Genomic DNA, 19,467 nt, shown 5'->3' on the forward strand with positions numbered 1-19,467 from the left:
CATTGAGCGGTGCGGCACAGACCCAAAGGGCTTTAAATGTGCTCGACACTCTCGATTTCGTACTCGACTTCACCGCCCGGCGTTTTCACTGCGACCACGTCGCCAACTTCTTTACCGATCAGCGCACGCGCGATGGGCGAGGTGACGGAAATGCGCCCTTGTTTAATATTCGCCTCGTCCTCGCCGACGATGCGATAGGTCACCTCGTCATCGGTATCGAGGTTTAAAAGCTCGACGGTAACGCCGAAGATCACTTTGCCGGTTTGCGGCAGCTTGGTCACATCGATCACTTGGGCGCTAGAGAGTTTACTTTCAATCTCCTGGATACGCCCTTCAATAAACCCCTGCTGCTCACGCGCGGCGTGATATTCGGCGTTTTCCTTAAGGTCGCCGTGCTCACGTGCTTCAGCGATGGCCGCAATCACCTGAGGGCGAGCCTCACCCTTGAGATGATTGAGTTCATCACGAAGACTTTTTTCGCCCGCAACCGTCATCGGGACCTTATTCATTGACTTGCTCCTGCATGCAATTCCTGAAGGCGCCGCACCGTAATCTCCCGTCCGTACTCTAGCGCCATGCAAACGGCATTAGCGCCCGCCAAGGTGGTCGCATAGGGCACCTTGCGCGCGAGAGCAGTACGGCGAATCACTGAAGAGTCATTAATCGCTTGGCGACCTTCAGTGGTATTGACGATGTAGGCGATTTCGTCGTTCTTAAGCAGATCGACGATATGGGGGCGGCCTTCGTAGACTTTGTTGACGTGCGTGACACTAAGTCCAGCTGCTTCCAATGCGGCAGCTGTTCCGCGCGTTGCACATAGCGTAAAGCCCAATGTTAGCAGAGAACGCCCCACTTCGATAATCCCTTCCTTGTCAGGCTCACGTACCGAGAGAAATGCTTTGCGATCACCGGAAAGCGCCGGGATCGCCTCGCCCGCGCCGAGCTGCGCCTTAAAGAACGCTTCAGCAAAGGTATCGCCCGAGCCCATCACCTCACCGGTAGATTTCATTTCGGGAGAGAGAATCGGGTCAACGCCGGGGAATTTATTAAACGGGAACACCGCTTCTTTGACGCTGTAGAAGTGCGGCACGATCTCACGCTCGAAGCCCTGCTCGGCAAGGGTTTTACCCGCCATACAGCGCGCGGCAACCTGCGCTAGCGAGGTGCCAATGCACTTAGACACAAACGGCACGGTACGCGAGGCGCGCGGATTGACCTCGATCACGTAGATCTCGCCATCCTGCCAGGCCAGCTGCACGTTCATCAGCCCTTTAACGCCGAGCTCCACCGCCATACGCTTAACCTGCTCGCGCATCTCATTTTGCACGTCAGCCGGCAGCGAATAGGGCGGCAGCGAGCAGGCAGAATCACCGGAGTGAACACCCGCTTGCTCCACGTGTTGCATGATACCGCCAATTACCACTTGCTGACCGTCCGACACCGCGTCGATATCGATCTCAACCGCTGCGCTCAAAAAGTGATCCAGCAGCACCGGGGAATCATTTGAGACCTTGACCGCATGGGTCATGTAGTTCTCAAGCTCCGAAGCGTCGTAGACAATCTCCATAGCGCGGCCGCCGAGCACGTAGCTTGGGCGCACCACCAGCGGATAACCAATCTTCTCGGCCTTGGTAAACGCCTCCTCAAAGCTGCGCGCCGTGGCATTGGGCGGCTGCTTGAGGCCGAGCTTGTCGATCATTTGCTGAAAGCGCTCGCGGTCTTCGGCACGGTCGATGGCGTCCGGCGTGGTGCCGATAATCGGCACGCCAGCAGCTTCGAGTTCACGCGCGAGCTTGAGCGGCGTCTGGCCGCCAAACTGGACGATCACGCCCACCGGCTTCTCTTTATCGGCGATTTCGAGCACGTCTTCCAGGGTCACCGGCTCGAAATATAGGCGGTCAGAGGTATCGTAATCGGTGGAAACGGTCTCAGGGTTGCAGTTGACCATGATGGTTTCATAGCCGTCATCGTGCATCGCAAACGCGGCGTGAACACAGCAGTAGTCAAACTCAATGCCCTGACCGATACGATTGGGCCCGCCACCGAGGACCATAATCTTCTGGCGATCAGACACCTCCGCCTCGCACTCCTCTTCATAAGTAGAGTACATGTAGGCGGTATCTGACGCGAACTCCGCCGCACAGGTATCGACTCGCTTGTAAACCGGGCGAATACCGTGCTTTTGGCGCGTTTTGCGAAACTCTTTTTCCGATACGCCCAGCAGGCTGGACAAGCGCGCGTCAGAGAAGCCTTTACGCTTAAGCTGATACAGCTCACGGGCAGAAAAATCCGAGAGTGAGCGCTGACTCACCGCCCGTTCGGTGAGCACTAAGTCTTCCATCTGAACCAAGAACCAGCGGTCGATATTGGTCAGCGCAAAGACCTCATCGACGCTCATTCCCGCACGCATAGCATCGGCGACATAGAAGATACGTTCCGCGCCCGCTGCCTGCAGTTCGCCCTGAATAATCGTCATATTCTCGGGGGTAAAATCGGTAATGATCGGGTCAAGGCCATCGTTACCGGTTTCCATGCCGCGCAAGGCTTTTTGCAGCGATTCCTGGAAGGTGCGGCCAATCGCCATCACCTCGCCCACTGATTTCATCTGCGTGGTCAGGCGATCATTCGCCTGAGGGAATTTCTCGAAGGTGAACCGCGGGATTTTGGTGACCACGTAGTCGATCGACGGCTCAAACGACGCCGGCGTTTGCCCGCCGGTGATGTCGTTCTGAAGCTCGTCCAGGGTGTAACCCACCGCCAGCTTGGCGGCGATCTTGGCAATCGGGAAGCCGGTCGCTTTTGATGCCAACGCCGATGAACGCGACACCCTCGGGTTCATCTCAATCACCACCAGACGCCCGGTTTGCGGGTCCATACCGAACTGCACGTTGGAGCCCCCGGTCTCAACGCCAATCTCGCGCAGCACCGCAAGGCTGGCGTCGCGCATGATCTGATACTCTTTGTCGGTCAGCGTTTGCGCAGGCGCGACGGTGATTGAGTCACCGGTATGAATCCCCATGGGGTCGAAGTTTTCAATCGCGCAGACGATGATGCAGTTGTCGTTTTTATCGCGCACCACTTCCATTTCGTACTCTTTCCAGCCCAGCAGCGACTCATCAATGAGCAGCTCGTGGTTATTGGAAAGCTCGAACCCACGGGTACAGATTTCCTCGAATTCTTCCTTGTTGTACGCCACGCCGCCGCCGGAGCCGCCCATGGTGTAGGACGGGCGAATGATCGTCGGGAAGCCCAGCTCGGCCTGAATTTCCCAGGCCTCGTCCATGCTGTGCGCGACCTTGGCTTTCGGGCACTCCAAACCAATGCGTTTCATGGCCTGATCGAACAGATCGCGGTCTTCGGCCATATTGATGGCATCAGCGTTGGCGCCGATCATCTCGACGCCGTACTTGGCCAGCACGCCTTGCTTTTCCAGGTCCAGCGCGCAGTTCAGCGCGGTCTGCCCGCCCATGGTGGGTAAGATGGCGTCCGGACGCTCGGCTTCGATGATTTTCTCGACCGCCTGCCAGGTAATCGGCTCGATGTAGGTGGCATCGGCCATCGCCGGGTCGGTCATGATGGTCGCCGGATTGGAGTTAACCAAAATGACACGGAAGCCCTCCTCACGCAGCGCTTTACACGCCTGGGCGCCGGAGTAGTCAAACTCGCAGGCCTGGCCGATGACAATCGGGCCAGCGCCAATAATCAGAATACTTTTTATGTCGGTACGCTTAGGCATATCGGTTCCCGCAAAAATGGTGACGAATAACGACGAATCTGGAACGGCTTTCGCGCGGCGGTTGTCGCGAACGACTTAACGGCGCGCCCACATCATGGAGACGAAACGATCAAACAGCGGCGCCACGTCGCGCGGGCCGGGGCTCGCTTCCGGATGGCCTTGAAAGCTAAAGGCCGGGCGGTCGGTGCGCTCGATCCCCTGCAAGGTGCCATCAAATAGCGAGCGGTGCGTGGCGCGCACATTGGCGGGCAGACTCGCTTCGTCAGCGGCAAAACCGTGGTTTTGGCTGGTGATCATTACCGTGCCGGTGTCGACGTCCTGCACCGGATGATTGGCACCGTGGTGGCCGTGGCTCATCTTCACCGTTTTGGCGCCACTCGCCAGCGCCAAGAGCTGATGACCGAGGCAAATACCAAATACCGGCATTTGGGTTTCCAGGATTTCCTGAATTGCCTTGATGGCATAGTCGCAGGGTTCCGGGTCACCGGGGCCGTTGGCGAGAAAGACGCCATCCGGGTTCATGGACAGCACCTCGGCGGCGGGGGTTTGCGCCGGCACCACGGTCAAACGGCAGCCACGCGAGGCCAGCATGCGCAGAATGTTGCGCTTAACGCCGTAATCGTAAGCCACCACATGGAAGGGTCGCTCGATGGTAGTAGCGTCTTGGTACCCCTCACCCAACGCCCATTCGCCTTCGCTCCACTCGTAGGGCGACTGGCAGGAAACCACCTTGGCCAGGTCCATGCCCTTAAGCCCGGGGAACGCCTTGGCAGCGGCCAGCGCGCGCTCAACGGCGTCATCGCCCTCTGCCTCAGCGCCCGCCAGAATCGCCCCGTTTTGTGCGCCTTTGTTACGCAAAATGCGCGTTAGCCGGCGGGTGTCGATATCGGCAATGCCCAGAACGTTCTGGCTTGTTAGATAATCCGACAGCGTCTGCTCACTGCGAAAGCTGCTGGCGAGCAGCGGCAAATCGCGAATCACCAGCCCCGCAGCGGCAATCGCGCCGGACTCAACGTCTTCGGCGTTAACGCCGGTATTGCCGATATGGGGGTAAGTCAGGGTGACGATTTGGCGGGTATAGGAGGGGTCGGTGAGGATTTCTTGATAGCCAGTCATGGCCGTATTGAACACCACCTCACCGCTGGTTTTTCCTTCGGCGCCGATGGCGGTGCCGTGGAACACACTGCCATCTTCTAAGGCCAATATCGCGGGTTTGCTCAATGCGGGGTTATTCAAGACATATCCTCCCATGCTGGATAAGCGCCCTTGGGCGCAGGCGCAGCGTTCCGGTAACAGCGTTTGCGGGCAAACGTCGAGTCGTAAAAAAGCGGGACGAAGCCGATCAAAAAACCGGTCTCATCCCGCTTGTTGTTCTTTTCCATGATGCGGCCATCATGCTCCATCACACTGATGCAGCGGGCTGCTTTATTCGCCACCCGGCCAAAATTTTTGAAATGTTACAGGATTTTGGCGCCAGCGGCTAGCCCCGTTATCCAAGCACCACGGAGCTAAGCCTCAATCCCCCAAGCCAAGCACGTCTTGCATGTCGTAACGGCCGCTGTCTTTATCGGCAACCCAACGCGCGGCGCGTACGGCGCCTTTGGCAAAGGTCATGCGGCTTGACGCCTTGTGAGTGATCTCGATGCGCTCGCCTTCGGTGGCAAACATCACCGTGTGCTCGCCGACAATATCGCCCGCGCGCACGGTGGCAAAGCCGATCTCTTTATCGCTACGCGGCCCGCACTGGCCGACTCGCTCGAACACGCCGTGCTCTTTAAGATTGCGCCCTAAACTCTCGGCCACGACTTCGCCCATTTTTAGCGCCGTGCCCGAGGGTGCGTCGACTTTATGGCGATGGTGCGATTCGATCACTTCGATATCGTAGCCTTCATCGCCCAGCGCTTTGGCGGCGGTCTGCAAAAGTTTCAGCGTCAGGTTCACGCCCACGCTCATATTCGGGGCAAATACCATGGGTACTCGGTTGCGGAAGCCGTCAAGCTCAGCAATTTCGTCGTCGCTCATGCCGGTGGTGCCGATCACCATGCGCTTGCCGTGCTCGGCGCAGAACGCCAGATTGGAAAGCGTGACCTTAGGGGCCGTGAAGTCGATCAACACCTCGACGTCGTCCGCCAGCGCTTCGAGCGAATCCACCGCGGCCACACCTTTTTTGCCGATACCCGCTAACTCGCCAATATCGACCCCGGCAAGCGAACTACCAGGCTCTACTACACCACCGGCCAAGGTGGCTCCAGCGTCCTGCTCAACGGCGTTGACTAATGTACGGCCCATACGGCCAGCCACGCCTACAATGGCAATTCGGGTCATGGAAACTCCTGCGCGTGCGTTGTTTGGGATCTACTAGAGATAAAAAAGTGACCGCGATTATAGCAGACGCGTGGAGGGAATCCGTGCCTCAGGCCAGCGGTTAGTTTTCCCAAATGATGACCAGCGCCTCATCCCCCGCCACCTGCATTAGCTGGCGCTCCACTACGCCTTCCAACGTATCCAGGTGTTCTTCTTCAAGCGTCTCAATCGCCACCGCCAGCGTTTCTTCATCGGCTCGCATCAGGCAAGTACCCGACGCAAAGGCAATTCTTGCCTCTTGCGCTGAGTGTTCAACCTCAAATTCAGGCGCCCAATGCTTGCATAAGCGATCAATCAAGTGCTCGCCAGAGGGCGTGGCGATTTCAGCACGGGATAGGGACATGAGGATTCTCCGCATCGGTAGCGAGTGATATCCATTAGCTTAGTGCGCGCACCTCCAAGATGCCAAGCAACGGCTGGGCGTTCGCTGCAACAAAGCATTCACGAGCAGCATCTCGACAGCCGCTGCGGTTTCCGCAATAATGGCAACCCTTGAGAATGCGAATTATACGCAGAACATATTTTATTACCTGCTCGTCTGGATGGATGGCGCAGACGCTCTCCCATCAGCTTAATTTATCAACTGGTTATAAAGGCATTTATGGCTACCCACATCTCTAAAATTCTGCTCGGTGCTCTATCCGTATTGAGTTGCGCCACCGCTGCCGCTGACGACATCACCGTGACCGACGTTACCGGTCGCCAAGTCACGTTAGATGCCCCCGCCGAGCGAGTTATCTTAGGCGAAGGTCGGCAAATTTATCTGCTGGGGTTACTCGAACCTGAAGACCCGTTTGCCCATGTGGTCGGCTGGCGGGAAGACTTTTCCCAGGCAGACCCTGACAACTATGCTCGCTACGCTGAGCGCTTCCCGGAAATTGAAGCGATCCCCACCTTTGGCGGGTTCAAGGACGGCACCTTCGATGTGGAGCAGGCCGCGTCACTGACACCCGACGTCGTGCTGATGAACCTTGAAGCAAAAGCCGCCACCGAAGACGCCGGCTACGACGACAAGTTGGCCGAGCTGGATATTCCCATTGTTTACGTGGATTTTCGTGAAGATCCCATCGCGCACACCATTCCCTCTATGCGGATCATCGGTAAGCTAATGGGCGAAGAAGCCGCCGCCGAGGACTTTATCGCGTTCGCGGAAGAACAGATGGCGCGGGTAACCGATGTCATCGAGCAGGCCGACCCCGAGCGTCCCAGCGCATTCATTGACCGGGCAGGCGGCTACTCGGACGAGTGCTGCATGAGCTTTGGCCCTGCCAACTTTGGCGAATACGTCGCCCTGGCAGGTGGTACCAACATTGCCGCGGATATTATCCCCAACACCTTCGGAACGTTGAATCCCGAGCAAATTATCGCCGCCAATCCAGATCACATGGTCGTAACCGGCGGCAGTTGGGATGCCTACGTGCCGGGCGGTGATTGGGTCGGCGTCGGGCCTGGCGCTGACATGGAGAAGGCGCAGGCCAAGCTCGAGGCCCTCACTGAGCGCACTGCCATGACCGGCATTCAGGCGGTCGAGTCGGATAATGTCCACGCCATCTGGCACCAGTTCTACAACAGCCCCTATTATTTTGTCGCCATCCAGCAATTGGCGAAGTGGCTGCACCCTGACCTGTTTACCGACCTGGATCCGGAAGCCACCATGGCTGAACTGCATGATCGCTTTTTGCCCATCGACTACGAACCCGGCTACTGGTTATCCTTGAATGACGACTGAAAGCATTGCGACAACACCTAACGCGCCGGATTCACAGGGGCGTGCTTTTTATCGCAGCCAGGTATTTCGCCGCCAGATGATTCTGGCGGCACTGGTTTTAGCGCTATTTTTCAGCCTGTGCGTTGATCTAGCCCTTGGTCCGGCGCGCTATAGCCTGGGCGAAGTGATCGCTGCCTTGCTCACCCCTGACAACGTCAGCCAGCAGGCGCGTGTCATCCTTTGGGAGATACGCATGCCGGTAGCACTGATGGCGCTCGTGGTCGGCGCCAGTCTCTCGGTGGCCGGTGCCCAGATGCAAACCATTCTGAGCAACCCGCTGGCCAGCCCGTTCACTCTGGGGATCTCCGCCGGGGCGAGCTTTGGCGCTGCCCTGGGGCTCGCTTTTGGCGTTGCGATTATTCCCACCGCCATCGAGTACGTCGTGCCCATCAATGCGTTTTTGATGGCCATGGTGACGGCTTTTCTGATTCATGCCCTAAGCCTTAAGCGTGGCGTAACGGTGGAAACCATCGTCTTGCTCGGCATTGCCATGGTGTTTATTTTCAATTCGCTGATGGCGCTGATTCAGTTTTTTGCCAGCCAACAGGCCGTGGCCGCTGTGGTGTTTTGGACCATGGGCAGTTTGACCAAAGCCACCTGGCCGAAATTTTGGATTGCGCTTGGTGTGCTGGCCACCGTAATGCCTTTGCTTGCGCGCCACGGCTGGGCACTTACCGCCATGCGCCTGGGCGACGCTAAAGCCGAAAGCATGGGCGTAAGGCCCCGGTCACTGCGCTTAGAAGTACTGGTGCTGGTGTCGTTGCTGGCCGCCATTGCCGTGGCCTTTGTCGGCACCATTGGCTTTATTGGTTTAGTCGGGCCGCATATTGCACGCATTCTGCTAGGCGAAGATCAGCGCTTCTTTTTGCCCGGCTCCGCCCTTTGCGGTGCACTGATTCTGTCTGTTGGCTCGGTGATTTCCAAAATCATTATTCCAGGCACCATTATTCCCATTGGGATTATTACCTCCCTGGTGGGCATCCCCTTCTTTCTGTTTCTCGTGCTTAACCACAAGAAGGCTTCATGGTAACCCTACAGCTGAACCACGTTTCTGCCCGTTACGGGCGTCATCCTATTGTGCAGGATATCACCACCCCTTGTTTTCAAGGCGGGCAAGTGGTGGCACTACTTGGCCCTAATGCCGCAGGCAAGTCGACGCTTTTTCGACGCATATTAGGACTGCTCAAAGGCGAAGGTGAGGTTGCCATCAGCGGCACAAACGCCGAACGCCCGGTGGCCTACATGCCCCAGGAGACGGGCGCTAAAGCAGTGCTGACGGTGTATGAGTCGGTGCTCTTGGCACGCATGCAAGGGCGCAGCCTTAAAGTGCAGGCGGCAGACTTGGCTCAGGTCGACCGTGCGCTTTCAGAGCTCAATATCAGCGCGCTCGGCGAACGCGATATAGGCGACTTGAGCGGCGGGCAGCGCCAACTGGTGAGCGCCGCTCAGGCCCTAGTTCAAGAGCCGGATATTTTGATGCTGGATGAACCTACCTCGGCACTCGACCTTAACCGCCAAATCAATCTGCTAGGCGTACTTAGGCGACTTGCCGACGAACGCAATATGCTGATTATGGTCGCCCTGCACGACCTTGGGCACGCGCTGCGCTTCGCTGATGCTGCCATGATGCTTGAGAATGGCCGCTTAATTGCCTGCGGCCCCACCGCAGACGTGATTACCCCAACGTTGCTGCGTCAGGTGTATCGCGTAGAGGCGCGCATCGAGCCATGCTCAAAGGGCCGCCTTCAGCTTATTGTCGAAGAGGCCGTTTAGCCCTTAACCTAAGCCGCCGCCCTTCCATCGCCGCTAGCGCTACCCCGCTTAACATCAACGGGAGCGCTAGCAGGAAGCCGCTGGAGACCGGTATGCCAAACAGCACCCAATCGGCGAGCACGGGCCACACCAGGGCAATATATTCAAAAGGTGCCAAACGTGACGCTTCGGCGTAGCGCAGGGCTAATGTCATCGCAATATGCGCGGCACCACCAAACAGGCCCGATAGCACTAAAAGCGCAAACTCCACCCGACTGAGCGCTGCCCAACCCAGCGGGAGCGTTGCCAATCCGGCCAGCGCCGCCACCAAAATAAAGTAGAAAGCGATTGAGGCGGCACTCTCCGTTCGCGAAATACGTCTCACGGTTAGTAACGCCCCAGCGGTTAATAGCGCACTCAGTGCCCCCAGCGCGTAACCGGCCACTTGGCCACTACTGGAACTGGCATTGAGCCCAGGCAAGATCAGCACGGCGACCCCAGCAAGCGCCAGCACTACGCCACCCGCACGATTAAGCGAGAAGCGCTCGCCCAGCAGCAGCACACCACCTACCGCCATAAAGACCGGCGTTAGCTGGGCTAATAGTGTCGCCTCGGCGACTGGCAGTAGCGCCACCGCCGCAAAGGAGGCAAACATTGCCGCCGCCCCTAACCCCGAGCGTAATGCATGCCCCAGCGGACGACGCGTGGCCAACCCTTGAGGGAACTCCCGGCGCAACATCAAAAACACCACGATGGGCAACAAGGCAAACAACGAGCGGAAAAACACCGACTGCCCCACTGGCACCTCGTCACTCACCGCCTTGATACATACCAACATGCCGGTAAACAGCGCGCCAGAAAGCACGCGTAACACAATCCCCAAGCCGGGGCGCGTTTCTCCATCTCCCTGCATTCGTCAATATCCTTATGCGCCAATAAGTCAATGTTAAACTGAGCACCTGATCGCCAAACGCTATTACGACGCATTAATGTCTCGAATGGAACCCTTAATGGCGATGGTTACATAAAAAACGCCCCATCACCTTTGCGGCAATGGGGCGTTGATAATGCACGACAACGTACTGCCGTTTACGGCTTCATCTCTTCAAAGAACTTCTTCACGTTGTCGAAGAAGCCGGTTTTCTTGGGTGAGTGGCTGTGGCTATTGCTGCCGTCAAAGCTCTCTTGTAGCTGACGTAACAGGTCTTTCTGCTCGTCGTTGAGATTGACGGGAGTTTCTAGCACGACCTTGCACAAGAGATCGCCGGGGGCGCCGCCACGGACCGGTTTTACGCCCTTGCCTTTGAGGCGGAACATCCGACCGGTTTGCGTTTCCGGCGGAATCTTCAGTTTCACCCGACCATCAAGCGTGGGTACTTCCAATTCTCCCCCAAGGGAGGCATCAACAAAGTTGATCGGCACATCGCACTGCAAGTGCCTGCCTTCACGTTGGAAGATATGGTGCGGCTTGATATTGGCCTGCACGTAAAGATCACCCGGCGGCCCACCGTTGATGCCGGCTTCGCCCTCGCCGTTAAGGCGAATACGATCACCGGTATCCACACCTGCGGGAATCTTGACCGAGAGGGTACGCGTCTCACGAACACGCCCTTCGCCGTTGCATTTGTGGCACGGCACTTTGATGTGCTGGCCAGAGCCATGGCAGGTCGGGCAGGTTTGCTGCACGGCGAAAAAGCCCTGCTGCATACGCACCTGACCGTGGCCAGCACAGGTCGGGCACGTCTCTTTGCTAGAGCCCGGCTCGGCGCCGTCACCGTCACAGCGGTCACAGTTAATATGCCGTGGCACGCGGATATCCACTGTCGTACCGAATACCGCGTCTTCCAGATCTAACTCTAGGTTGTAGCGCAGATCGGAACCTCGTGCGGGGGCGTTGGGGCCACGACGACGTCCGCCGCCACCACCAAAGATATCGCCGAACACATCGCCGAAGATATCGCTGAAATCGCCGGCACCACCGCCGCCGAAACCGCCACCGCCAAAACCGCCGCCTTGGCCGTCGACACCGGCATGGCCAAATTGGTCATAAGCGGCACGCTTTTCGCTATCGGTTAAGACTTCGTACGCTTCTGACACCTCGCGGAACTTCTCAGCGGCGGAGTCATCGTCCGGGTTTCGATCGGGGTGATACTTCTGCGCCAGGCGGCGGTAAGCTTTCTTGATCTCTTTCTGATCGGCCCCTTTATCGACCCCCAGGACTTCGTAATAATCGCGTTTGGACATGGGTCCTACGCCTCCTGGTTAGCTACGCATCTCAGCTGCGGAAACAGCAACGCGGGAGTTGTCTCCCGCGTCACCGCTTTCCTTGGCAGAAAGGGGGTGATTACTGCTTTTTCTGATCGTCGTTGACTTCTTCGTACTCAGCGTCAACCACGTCGTCTTCCGGCTTGGCGCTTTCGGCACCTTCACCACCCGCTTGCTCACCTTCAGCTTGCTCGGCGTACATCTTCTGCGCCAGCTGGCCTGAGGCTTCGGTCAGCGCATCCAGTTTCTTCTGGATGTCGTCCTGATCGTCACCTTTCGTCGCTTCTTCAAGCTCGGCGATGGCCGTTTCGATGTTTTGTTTCTCATCATCGGTGGCCTTGTCACCGGCTTCTTCCAGCGTCTTGCGGGTGGCGTGGATCATGCCATCCGCTTGGTTGCGTAGCTGCACCAGCTCTTCAAACTTCTTGTCTTCGTCGGCGTGCGCTTCAGCATCGCGCACCATCTGTTCGACTTCGTCCTCGGACAGACCGCTAGACGCCTTGATAACAATCGACTGTTCTTTACCGGTCGCTTTGTCTTTCGCTGAAACGTTCAAGATACCGTTGGCATCGAGATCAAACGCAACTTCGATCTGCGGCACGCCACGCGGTGCCGGCGGAATGTCGGCAAGGTCAAAACGACCCAGCGACTTGTTCTGCGAAACCTGCTTACGCTCACCCTGTACCGCGTGAATGGTCACGGCGGTCTGGTTGTCATCCGCGGTGGAGAAGGTTTGCGTCTTCTTCGTCGGGATGGTGGTGTTCTTCTCGATCAGCGGAGTCATCACGCCGCCCAGAGTTTCAATACCCAGGGTGAGCGGTGTGACGTCAAGGAGCAGTACGTCTTTCACGTCGCCGCCGAGTACGCCGCCCTGAATCGCCGCACCAACTGCAACCGCTTCATCCGGGTTGACGTCTTTGCGCGAATCCTTACCGAAGAAGTCAGCGACTTTCTTCTGCACCTGCGGCATGCGGGTCTGACCGCCGACCAGGATGACTTCATCCACTTCAGACGCTGACAAACCGGCGTCTTTCAGCGCGACCTTGCACGGCTCGAGCGAGCGCTGCACCAGGTCTTCCACCAGCGCTTCCAGCTTGGCGCGCGTCACTTTAACGTTTAAGTGCTTAGGACCGGTGTTATCCGCCGTGATGTACGGCAGGTTCACATCAGTCTGTTGAGCGCTTGAAAGCTCGATCTTGGCTTTCTCAGCGGCTTCTTTCAGGCGCTGCATGGCGAGATTGTCGCCGGAAAGATCGATACCGCTGTCGGACTTGAACTGGTCGACCAGATAGTTGATCAGCGCCAGGTCAAAGTCTTCGCCGCCCAGGAAGGTGTCGCCGTTGGTGGCCAGCACCTCAAACTGAGTTTCGCCGTCAACGTCAGCGACTTCGATAATGGAGATGTCGAAGGTACCGCCGCCCAGGTCGTATACCGCGATGGTTTTATCGCCGCGCGACTTGTCCATACCGTAGGCCAGTGCCGCTGCGGTCGGCTCGTTGATGATGCGTTTAACATCCAAGCCTGCGATGCGGCCGGCGTCTTTGGTTGCCTGACGCTGGCTGTCGTTGAAGTAAGCCGGCACGGTGATGACCGCTTCGGTGACTTCTTCGCCGAGATACTCTTCGGCGGTTTTCTTCATTTTCTGCAGCACTTCCGCGCTAACCTGCGGCGGTGCCATTTTCTTGCCTTTCACCTCAACCCAGGCGTCGCCATTATCGGCTTCGGTGATTTTGTACGGCACCATTTTGATGTCTTTCTGAACGACGTCGTCTTTAAAGCGACGACCGATCAGACGCTTGATGGCGTACAGAGTGTTTTCCGGGTTGGTCACGGCTTGGCGTTTCGCCGCCTGACCCACCAGCGTTTCACCATCGTCGGTATAGGCGATGATAGACGGCGTTGTACGGCCGCCCTCGGCGTTTTCGATAACCTTGGCGCTGTCACCATCGAGCACTGCTACACAAGAGTTTGTAGTGCCCAGGTCAATACCAATAATGCGTCCCATAGTAGAAACCTCAAATTCGTTAGTTAAACGTGAATATACGTTGTGTCTTTACGTTAGCGGCCGATATGCAATAGCTTTTGCGCGAGTCACTGAAATAGTTACTGCGATAGTTACCGCGTGGTTGACCCTTTATTTGGGGGTGGCTTGCGGCATTTCAAGGGCTTTTTTATGCCTATTCGCCAGCTTTTTGACTTACCACCACCATCGCTGGACGAACCAAGCGGCCATTAAGCAGATAGCCCTTCTGCATCACTTCCATCACCGTGTTGGGTTCCACCTCAGGATTAGGCACCATCGTGATTGCCTCGTGTACCTGTGGGTCAAAAGGCTCGCCGTGAGGCTCCACCGACTCGACGCCGAATTTATTCAGCACATCAAGCTGCATTTTTAGCGTCATGGAAACACCTTCACGGTGGGCTTCGGAGGCTTCACTCTCCATCGACTCCAGCGCTTTCTCCAAGCTATCGACCACCGGCAGAAGCTCTTTGACAAACTTCTCCAGGGCGAATTTACGCGCCTTTTCCGCTTCGTGTTCAGCACGACGGCGCACGTTTTGCGCTTCGGCCGCTTCGCGCAGCGCTTGATCTTTGGCCTCAGACAAACTCTGCTTTAGCTCCTCGACTTCCGCTGCCAAGACCTCCGCCTCGGGGTTATCCGATGACGTCGCGACGGTATCGCCTTCGTCTTCGATCAGGCCTTCTAGCTCGCCTTCTTCAAGGCGCTCCTTGGCCTGTTGCTCCGGCGTTTCGGCTTCCTGCTCTTGTTCTTCGCGCGTGAGCTCTTCGTCTAGCGGGGTTTGGGGTTCTTTAGCCATGCGTTACTCCTAAACGGAAAACATTGGTCAGTTGCGGTTTGCAGGGTATATGGGGGCCAAGACATTCAACTCAAGTGGTCAATGCATTTCTCTTGAAAAAGCCGCTTCACAACAAGCATTGCAGTGTGAAATCGGCTACTGTATAAATTAACCACTGTATATAATTTCAAACCCGTATAGCCCGGCGCCAGGAGGAACCATGCTGACCCAGTTAGCCATCCAGGATTTCGCCATCGTTGACCATTTGGAACTTGATCTTACCGGCGGCATGACAGCGATTACCGGCGAGACCGGCGCCGGCAAATCGATTCTTCTCGGCGCCTTGGGGCTCTGCCTTGGCGAACGGGCCGATGCAGGCAGCGTGCGTCACGGCTGCGAGCGCACCGACCTCTCGGCGCGCTTTGATATCCACCATCTCCCGGCGGCACAAGCCTGGTTGAGTGAGCGCGAGTTGCCCGCCGATGAGTGCTTGCTGCGCCGTGTGGTTACGGCAAACGGACGCTCCAAAGCGTGGATCAACGGGCAGCCCGCCACCGTGAGCGACCTCAAAGCCCTGGGTGAGCACTTGATCCAGATTCACGGCCAGCACGCTCACCAAGCCCTGATGCGCGAAGAGACGCATCTTTCGCTACTTGACGATTATGCGGGGCTCAATGGCAAAACCCTCCAGCTCGCCGACACGTTTCGTGCCTGGCACAGCGCCCGCCGGCGGCTGAAAAAACTCAGCGAAGCAGGTAGCGAAATTGAGGCCAAACGCCAGCTACTGCGCTATCAAGTCGAGGAACTTGACCAGCTCGCCTTAGAAGAAGACGAGCTGCCTACGCTTGAGGACGAGCAGCTTCAGCTCGCCCACGCCGAAGAAATCTTGCGCGAAACGCAGTTTGCCGCCGACTGCTGCGCTGATGATGACGGTGGCGCGCTATCGCTGTTACACCGCGCCCATCAGCACTTGAGTGCGCTACCCGGTAGCGACAAGGGCGCCCTGGCCAACACGCTTGCCATGCTGAGCGACGCGCAAATTCAGATTGAGGAAGCCACCAGCGAGCTCGCGCGGCTATCCGGCCACACCGAACTCGATCCTGAGCGTTTAGCCTGGGTGGAGGACCGCTTAGGCGATATCCATCGCTTAGCGCGCAAGCACCATGTTTCTCCCGAAGAGCTCTACGCGCAGCACCAGCAATTGAGCCAAGAGCTCAACCAGCTCGACGCCAGCGATAGCGACCTGGATGCGCTAAGCGCGGACGTCGAATCCTTGCGCGAGCGCTACCGTGGCGAGGCCAAAGCGCTCAGCGACGCCCGGCAAAAGGCCGCGACGCGGCTGGGTAAAGAAGTGCAGCAGCAATTGGCCTTTTTGGCCATGGACAAGGCAAGCTTCAAGGTCGCCCTGGAAAGCCGTGACACCCCCGCTCCCGAAGGGTTAGACCGCGTACAGTTTTTGATCAGCGCCAACCCCGGCCAACCCGCGCGGCCGCTGGCAAAAGTTGCCTCGGGCGGGGAGCTTTCCCGCATCAGCCTGGCGATTCAAGTGGTGGCCGCGAACCATTCCACAACGCCGAGCCTCGTTTTCGACGAAGTGGATGTGGGGGTTTCGGGCGCCACGGCGGAAATCGTCGGCCAGCTACTACGTAAGCTCGGCGACAATGGGCAGGTCATGACGGTGACGCATTTACCGCAAGTAGCAGCCCAGGCTCACCAGCACCTGCATATCGAAAAGCGCGCCAAGCGCAACACCACGCTCACCCATATGGCCCTGCTCGACGAAGGCGGCCGCGTGAGCGAGTTGGCGCGTATGCTCGGCGGGGTTAATCTCTCAGACCAGACGCTGGCCCACGCCCGCGAAATGCTCCACGCCAGCCAACGCCCACCGCACTGATTGCCAGCAAAGCCTGCAAAACAATGCCCGCCCCGTTTCCACGGCGCGGGCATTTTTCTTTTATAGCGCTAAAGCACGCTAACTCGGTCACTCACGCGTTACAGCGACAGCACCTTATCGCCGCGGGCAATGCCCGAAACGCCGGTACGCGCCACTTCAAGAATGCCCAGTGGCGCCATCGCGTTGAGAAACGCATCCAGCTTCGTCGCGTCACCGGTAATCTGCACGGTGTAGAGGCTCGGCGTGACGTCAACGACCTGCGCCCGAAAGATATCCGCCGTGCGCTTGACCTCATCACGCGCAGCACCCAGCGCTTTCACTTTCACCAGCATCAGTTCGCGCTCGATGTGGTTGCCCTCGGTGAGATCCACCAGTTTGACCACGTCAATCAGCTTGTTGAGATGCTTGGTGATCTGCTCAATCACGCGATCATCGCCTACCGTGGTGACGGTCAAACGCGATAGTGACGGGTCTTCCGTGGGTGCTACGTTAAGCGTTTCGATGTTGAAGTTACGCTGCGAAAACAGACCGACCACACGCGACAGAGCACCCGGTTCGTTTTCCATCAGAATCGAGATGATATGACGCATTAGGTACGCTCCGTTTTAGACAGCAGCATGTCACGCATGGAGCCTAACGGCACCTGCATTGGGTAGACGTGCTCAAAAGGGTCAACCTTCACATCGAGGAACACAAGCTCGTGCTTATCGGCGAAGGCTCGCTCCAGTGCCGGCTCCAGCTCGTCAATGGTGTTCACGGTAATCGCGGTAAAACCGTACGCTTCGATCAACATATGGAAGTCGGGCAACGACTCCATATAAGAGTGAGCGTGACGGGATTTGTAGTTCAAATCCTGCCATTGGCGCACCATGCCTAGCGAGGCGTTATTGAGATTGACGATTTTCACCCCCACACCGTACTGCTTACAGGTGGAGAGTTCCTGCATCATCATCTGGAAACTGCCCTCGCCGGTGACGCACACCACGTCGTCGTCAGGGTAGTTCTGCTTGATCCCCATCGCCGCCGGAAAACCAAACCCCATGGTGCCGAGCCCGCCGGAGGTAATCAGGCGGTTAGGCTTGTCGAACTTGTAGTACTGCGCCGCAAACATCTGGTGCTGGCCCACATCGGTGGTGACATATGCCTCGCCACGCGTCACGCGGCATAATGCTTCGACCACTTCCTGCGGTTTTAACACCTCACCCGGCTTGGAAGGCTCGTAGAGTTTGCCTTCGCGATCCGCGCGCCACGTATCGATCTGCTGCCACCAATCAGTGAGGGCCTCGGGGCTAGTGATCGATTTCCCCTGCACCAAGCTGATCATCTCGTTGATTACGCTGGAGGACGGACCGACAATCGGCACATCGGCTCGCACGGTCTTGGAAATCGAACTGGGGTCAACGTCGACGTGAATGATCTTGGCCGTGGGGCAGAACTTCGAGGTGTTATTGGTCACTCGGTCATCAAAGCGCGCCCCGATGGCAATGATCAAATCCGCGTGGTGCATGGCCATGTTTGACTCATAGGAGCCGTGCATACCCAGCCAGCCCAAGCACTGCTGGTCGCTTTGCGGATAGGCGCCAATGCCCATCAGCGTGGTGGTAATCGGGAAGCCCAGCTGCTTGACCAAATCGGTCAACCCTTCACTTGCCTTGCCGGTCACCACCCCGCCGCCGGTGTAAAACACTGGGCGTTTGGCCTTGAGCATCAACTCCACGGCTTTTTTGATCTGCCCAGTATGTCCACGCGTGACCGGGTTGTACGAACGCATCTTGACCTTTTTGGGGTAGACGTATTCGTAACGCTCGGTGGGGGCGGTCATATCTTTGGGGATATCGACCACGACCGGACCGGGGCGACCGGTCGCCGCGAGGTAGAACGCCTTTTTCAGCACCTCGGGGATTTCAGACGGGTGCCGAATCGAGAAGCTATGCTTCACGATTGGACGGGTCACGCCCACGATATCGGTCTCTTGGAAAGCATCATCGCCAATCAGGTGGCTCATGACCTGGCCGCACAGCACCACCAACGGAATCGAATCCATATAGGCGGTGGCAATGCCGGTGACCGCATTGGTCGCGCCGGGGCCGGAGGTAACCAGCACACAGCCGGGCTTGCCCGAGGCGCGAGCAAAGCCATCAGCAGCATGGGTGGCAGCCTGCTCATGACGCACCAAAATGTGCTTCACTTTGTCTTGGCGGAACAGCGCATCATAAATATGCAGCGCGGCACCGCCGGGATAACCATAAATGTACTCAACGCCCTCATCTTGCAAGAAGCGGGCGATCATATCTGCGCCGGAAAGCAGTTCCACAGTGTTTCTCCCCTGGAGGTCTCGAGTGCCATACACAGGCCGGATGCCTGTTTTCTTCGAGTGCGGCGGTATGCCGCTGCCGGTTACGCCGGCACCTGATGCCAAACCCTGGCATTAGACCCGGTTAGGGCCTGCACTCTCTCACGGCAGATCGCCGCGTCGGGGCGTTGGCCAGGTCGGGCGGTTAGCCCAAGCCCGGAAGTCCTTCGGCGGGTAAAGGCATTCGCCCACCCTTCGCGCGGGGATAGGGGATTGCCCGTTGGTTCCGCGCCCGCAAATCAGGAACTGACAAGATTCCATTAGCGCCCTTGGCATGTCAACCTCTCGCCGCCGTTACGTGACGAAATGACAGCCAAACCCATCAAACGGCGGCCTCTTAAGACCCAATAACGCCTGATACGTGGTCAATCAGGCGATGATCGCAGCCACCGACTGCTTGCCGCGCACTCTCCTCTCGTCAGCGCATAGTGATGCAACAAGCCAATGCGTTAAATGAGTTAAATCCGTTTCAAATGCGCTAAAAATAGCTAGGCTGAGAGGGTGGCCATTACAGGTGGCCAACAACAATCACAATGA

15 protein-coding genes are annotated in these 19,467 nt (G+C 57.6%); 4 read left to right on the forward strand and 11 right to left on the reverse strand.

Annotated elements, in window-relative coordinates:
* Positions 1-32: 32 nt before the first annotated feature.
* The 5 genes from greA to HZS81_RS06445 all read right to left on the reverse strand — a co-directional run bounded on the left by greA (position 33) and on the right by HZS81_RS06445 (position 6,443).
* Positions 33-509, reverse strand: a complete 477-nt coding sequence (gene greA, locus HZS81_RS06425; RefSeq protein WP_179929743.1) for a transcription elongation factor GreA — start codon at positions 507-509, stop codon at positions 33-35.
* Positions 506-3,736, reverse strand: a complete 3,231-nt coding sequence (gene carB / locus HZS81_RS06430; RefSeq protein WP_179929744.1) for a carbamoyl-phosphate synthase large subunit — start codon at positions 3,734-3,736, stop codon at positions 506-508. The genes greA and carB overlap by 4 nt, the downstream gene beginning before the upstream one ends.
* Before the next feature lie 75 nt (positions 3,737-3,811).
* Entirely contained in the window at positions 3,812-4,957 is a 1,146-nt protein-coding gene (gene carA / locus HZS81_RS06435) for a glutamine-hydrolyzing carbamoyl-phosphate synthase small subunit (RefSeq protein ID WP_179929880.1), read from the reverse strand.
* Positions 4,958-5,251: 294 nt separating this feature from the next.
* Positions 5,252-6,061 carry a 4-hydroxy-tetrahydrodipicolinate reductase gene (gene dapB, locus HZS81_RS06440; RefSeq protein WP_179929745.1) on the reverse strand — a complete coding sequence of 270 codons (810 nt, stop codon included), beginning with the start codon at positions 6,059-6,061 and terminating at the stop codon, positions 5,252-5,254.
* A 100-nt stretch (positions 6,062-6,161) separates the two neighbouring features.
* Positions 6,162-6,443, reverse strand: coding sequence for a DUF2218 domain-containing protein (locus HZS81_RS06445; protein WP_179929746.1), 282 nt, complete (start codon positions 6,441-6,443; stop codon positions 6,162-6,164).
* 258 nt (positions 6,444-6,701) lie between these two features.
* On the opposite strand from HZS81_RS06445, the gene HZS81_RS06450 reads away from it, so the two are divergent.
* The 3 genes from HZS81_RS06450 to HZS81_RS06460 are packed head-to-tail and all read left to right on the forward strand — an operon-like array spanning position 6,702 to position 9,641.
* Positions 6,702-7,829, forward strand: coding sequence for an ABC transporter substrate-binding protein (locus HZS81_RS06450; protein ID WP_179929747.1), 1,128 nt, complete (start codon positions 6,702-6,704; stop codon positions 7,827-7,829).
* Complete coding sequence (locus HZS81_RS06455; RefSeq protein ID WP_179929748.1) at positions 7,819-8,898, forward strand: FecCD family ABC transporter permease; 1,080 nt, start codon at positions 7,819-7,821, stop codon at positions 8,896-8,898. Before HZS81_RS06450 ends, HZS81_RS06455 begins: the two co-directional genes overlap by 11 nt.
* The gene (locus tag HZS81_RS06460) at positions 8,892-9,641 is read left to right on the forward strand and encodes an ABC transporter ATP-binding protein (protein ID WP_089703304.1); all 750 of its coding nucleotides are present in this window, start codon (positions 8,892-8,894) and stop codon (positions 9,639-9,641) included. Before HZS81_RS06455 ends, HZS81_RS06460 begins: the two co-directional genes overlap by 7 nt.
* Here the strand turns inward: HZS81_RS06460 and HZS81_RS06465 are convergent.
* From HZS81_RS06465 to grpE, 4 genes are all read right to left on the reverse strand, one after another.
* On the reverse strand, positions 9,619-10,533 hold the full coding sequence (locus HZS81_RS06465; RefSeq protein ID WP_179929749.1) for a DMT family transporter: 915 nt from the start codon (positions 10,531-10,533) through the stop codon (positions 9,619-9,621). The two genes, HZS81_RS06460 and HZS81_RS06465, sit on opposite strands and share 23 nt — an antisense overlap.
* A 176-nt stretch (positions 10,534-10,709) precedes the next feature.
* Positions 10,710-11,864, reverse strand: a complete 1,155-nt coding sequence (gene dnaJ, locus HZS81_RS06470) for a molecular chaperone DnaJ (RefSeq protein WP_179929750.1) — start codon at positions 11,862-11,864, stop codon at positions 10,710-10,712.
* Positions 11,865-11,964: 100 nt separating this feature from the next.
* Positions 11,965-13,890 carry a molecular chaperone DnaK gene (gene dnaK, locus HZS81_RS06475; RefSeq protein WP_179929751.1) on the reverse strand — a complete coding sequence of 642 codons (1,926 nt, stop codon included), beginning with the start codon at positions 13,888-13,890 and terminating at the stop codon, positions 11,965-11,967.
* Between the two features lie 172 nt (positions 13,891-14,062).
* Positions 14,063-14,704, reverse strand: a complete 642-nt coding sequence (grpE, locus tag HZS81_RS06480; RefSeq protein ID WP_179929752.1) for a nucleotide exchange factor GrpE — start codon at positions 14,702-14,704, stop codon at positions 14,063-14,065.
* 199 nt (positions 14,705-14,903) lie between these two features.
* Between grpE and recN the strand changes: the two genes are divergently transcribed.
* The gene (gene recN, locus HZS81_RS06485; protein ID WP_179929753.1) at positions 14,904-16,577 is read left to right on the forward strand and encodes a DNA repair protein RecN; all 1,674 of its coding nucleotides are present in this window, start codon (positions 14,904-14,906) and stop codon (positions 16,575-16,577) included.
* Positions 16,578-16,675: 98 nt separating this feature from the next.
* Here recN and ilvN read toward each other — a convergent pair whose 3' ends face one another.
* Positions 16,676-17,167, reverse strand: coding sequence for an acetolactate synthase small subunit (gene ilvN / locus HZS81_RS06490; RefSeq protein ID WP_179929754.1), 492 nt, complete (start codon positions 17,165-17,167; stop codon positions 16,676-16,678).
* Entirely contained in the window at positions 17,167-18,891 is a 1,725-nt protein-coding gene (locus tag HZS81_RS06495) for an acetolactate synthase 3 large subunit (protein ID WP_179929755.1), read from the reverse strand. Before HZS81_RS06495 ends, ilvN begins: the two co-directional genes overlap by 1 nt.
* Positions 18,892-19,467: the final 576 nt, after the last annotated feature.

It is taken from the genome of Vreelandella salicampi, assembly GCF_013415105.1.
Lineage (GTDB): Bacteria > Pseudomonadota > Gammaproteobacteria > Pseudomonadales > Halomonadaceae > Vreelandella > Vreelandella salicampi.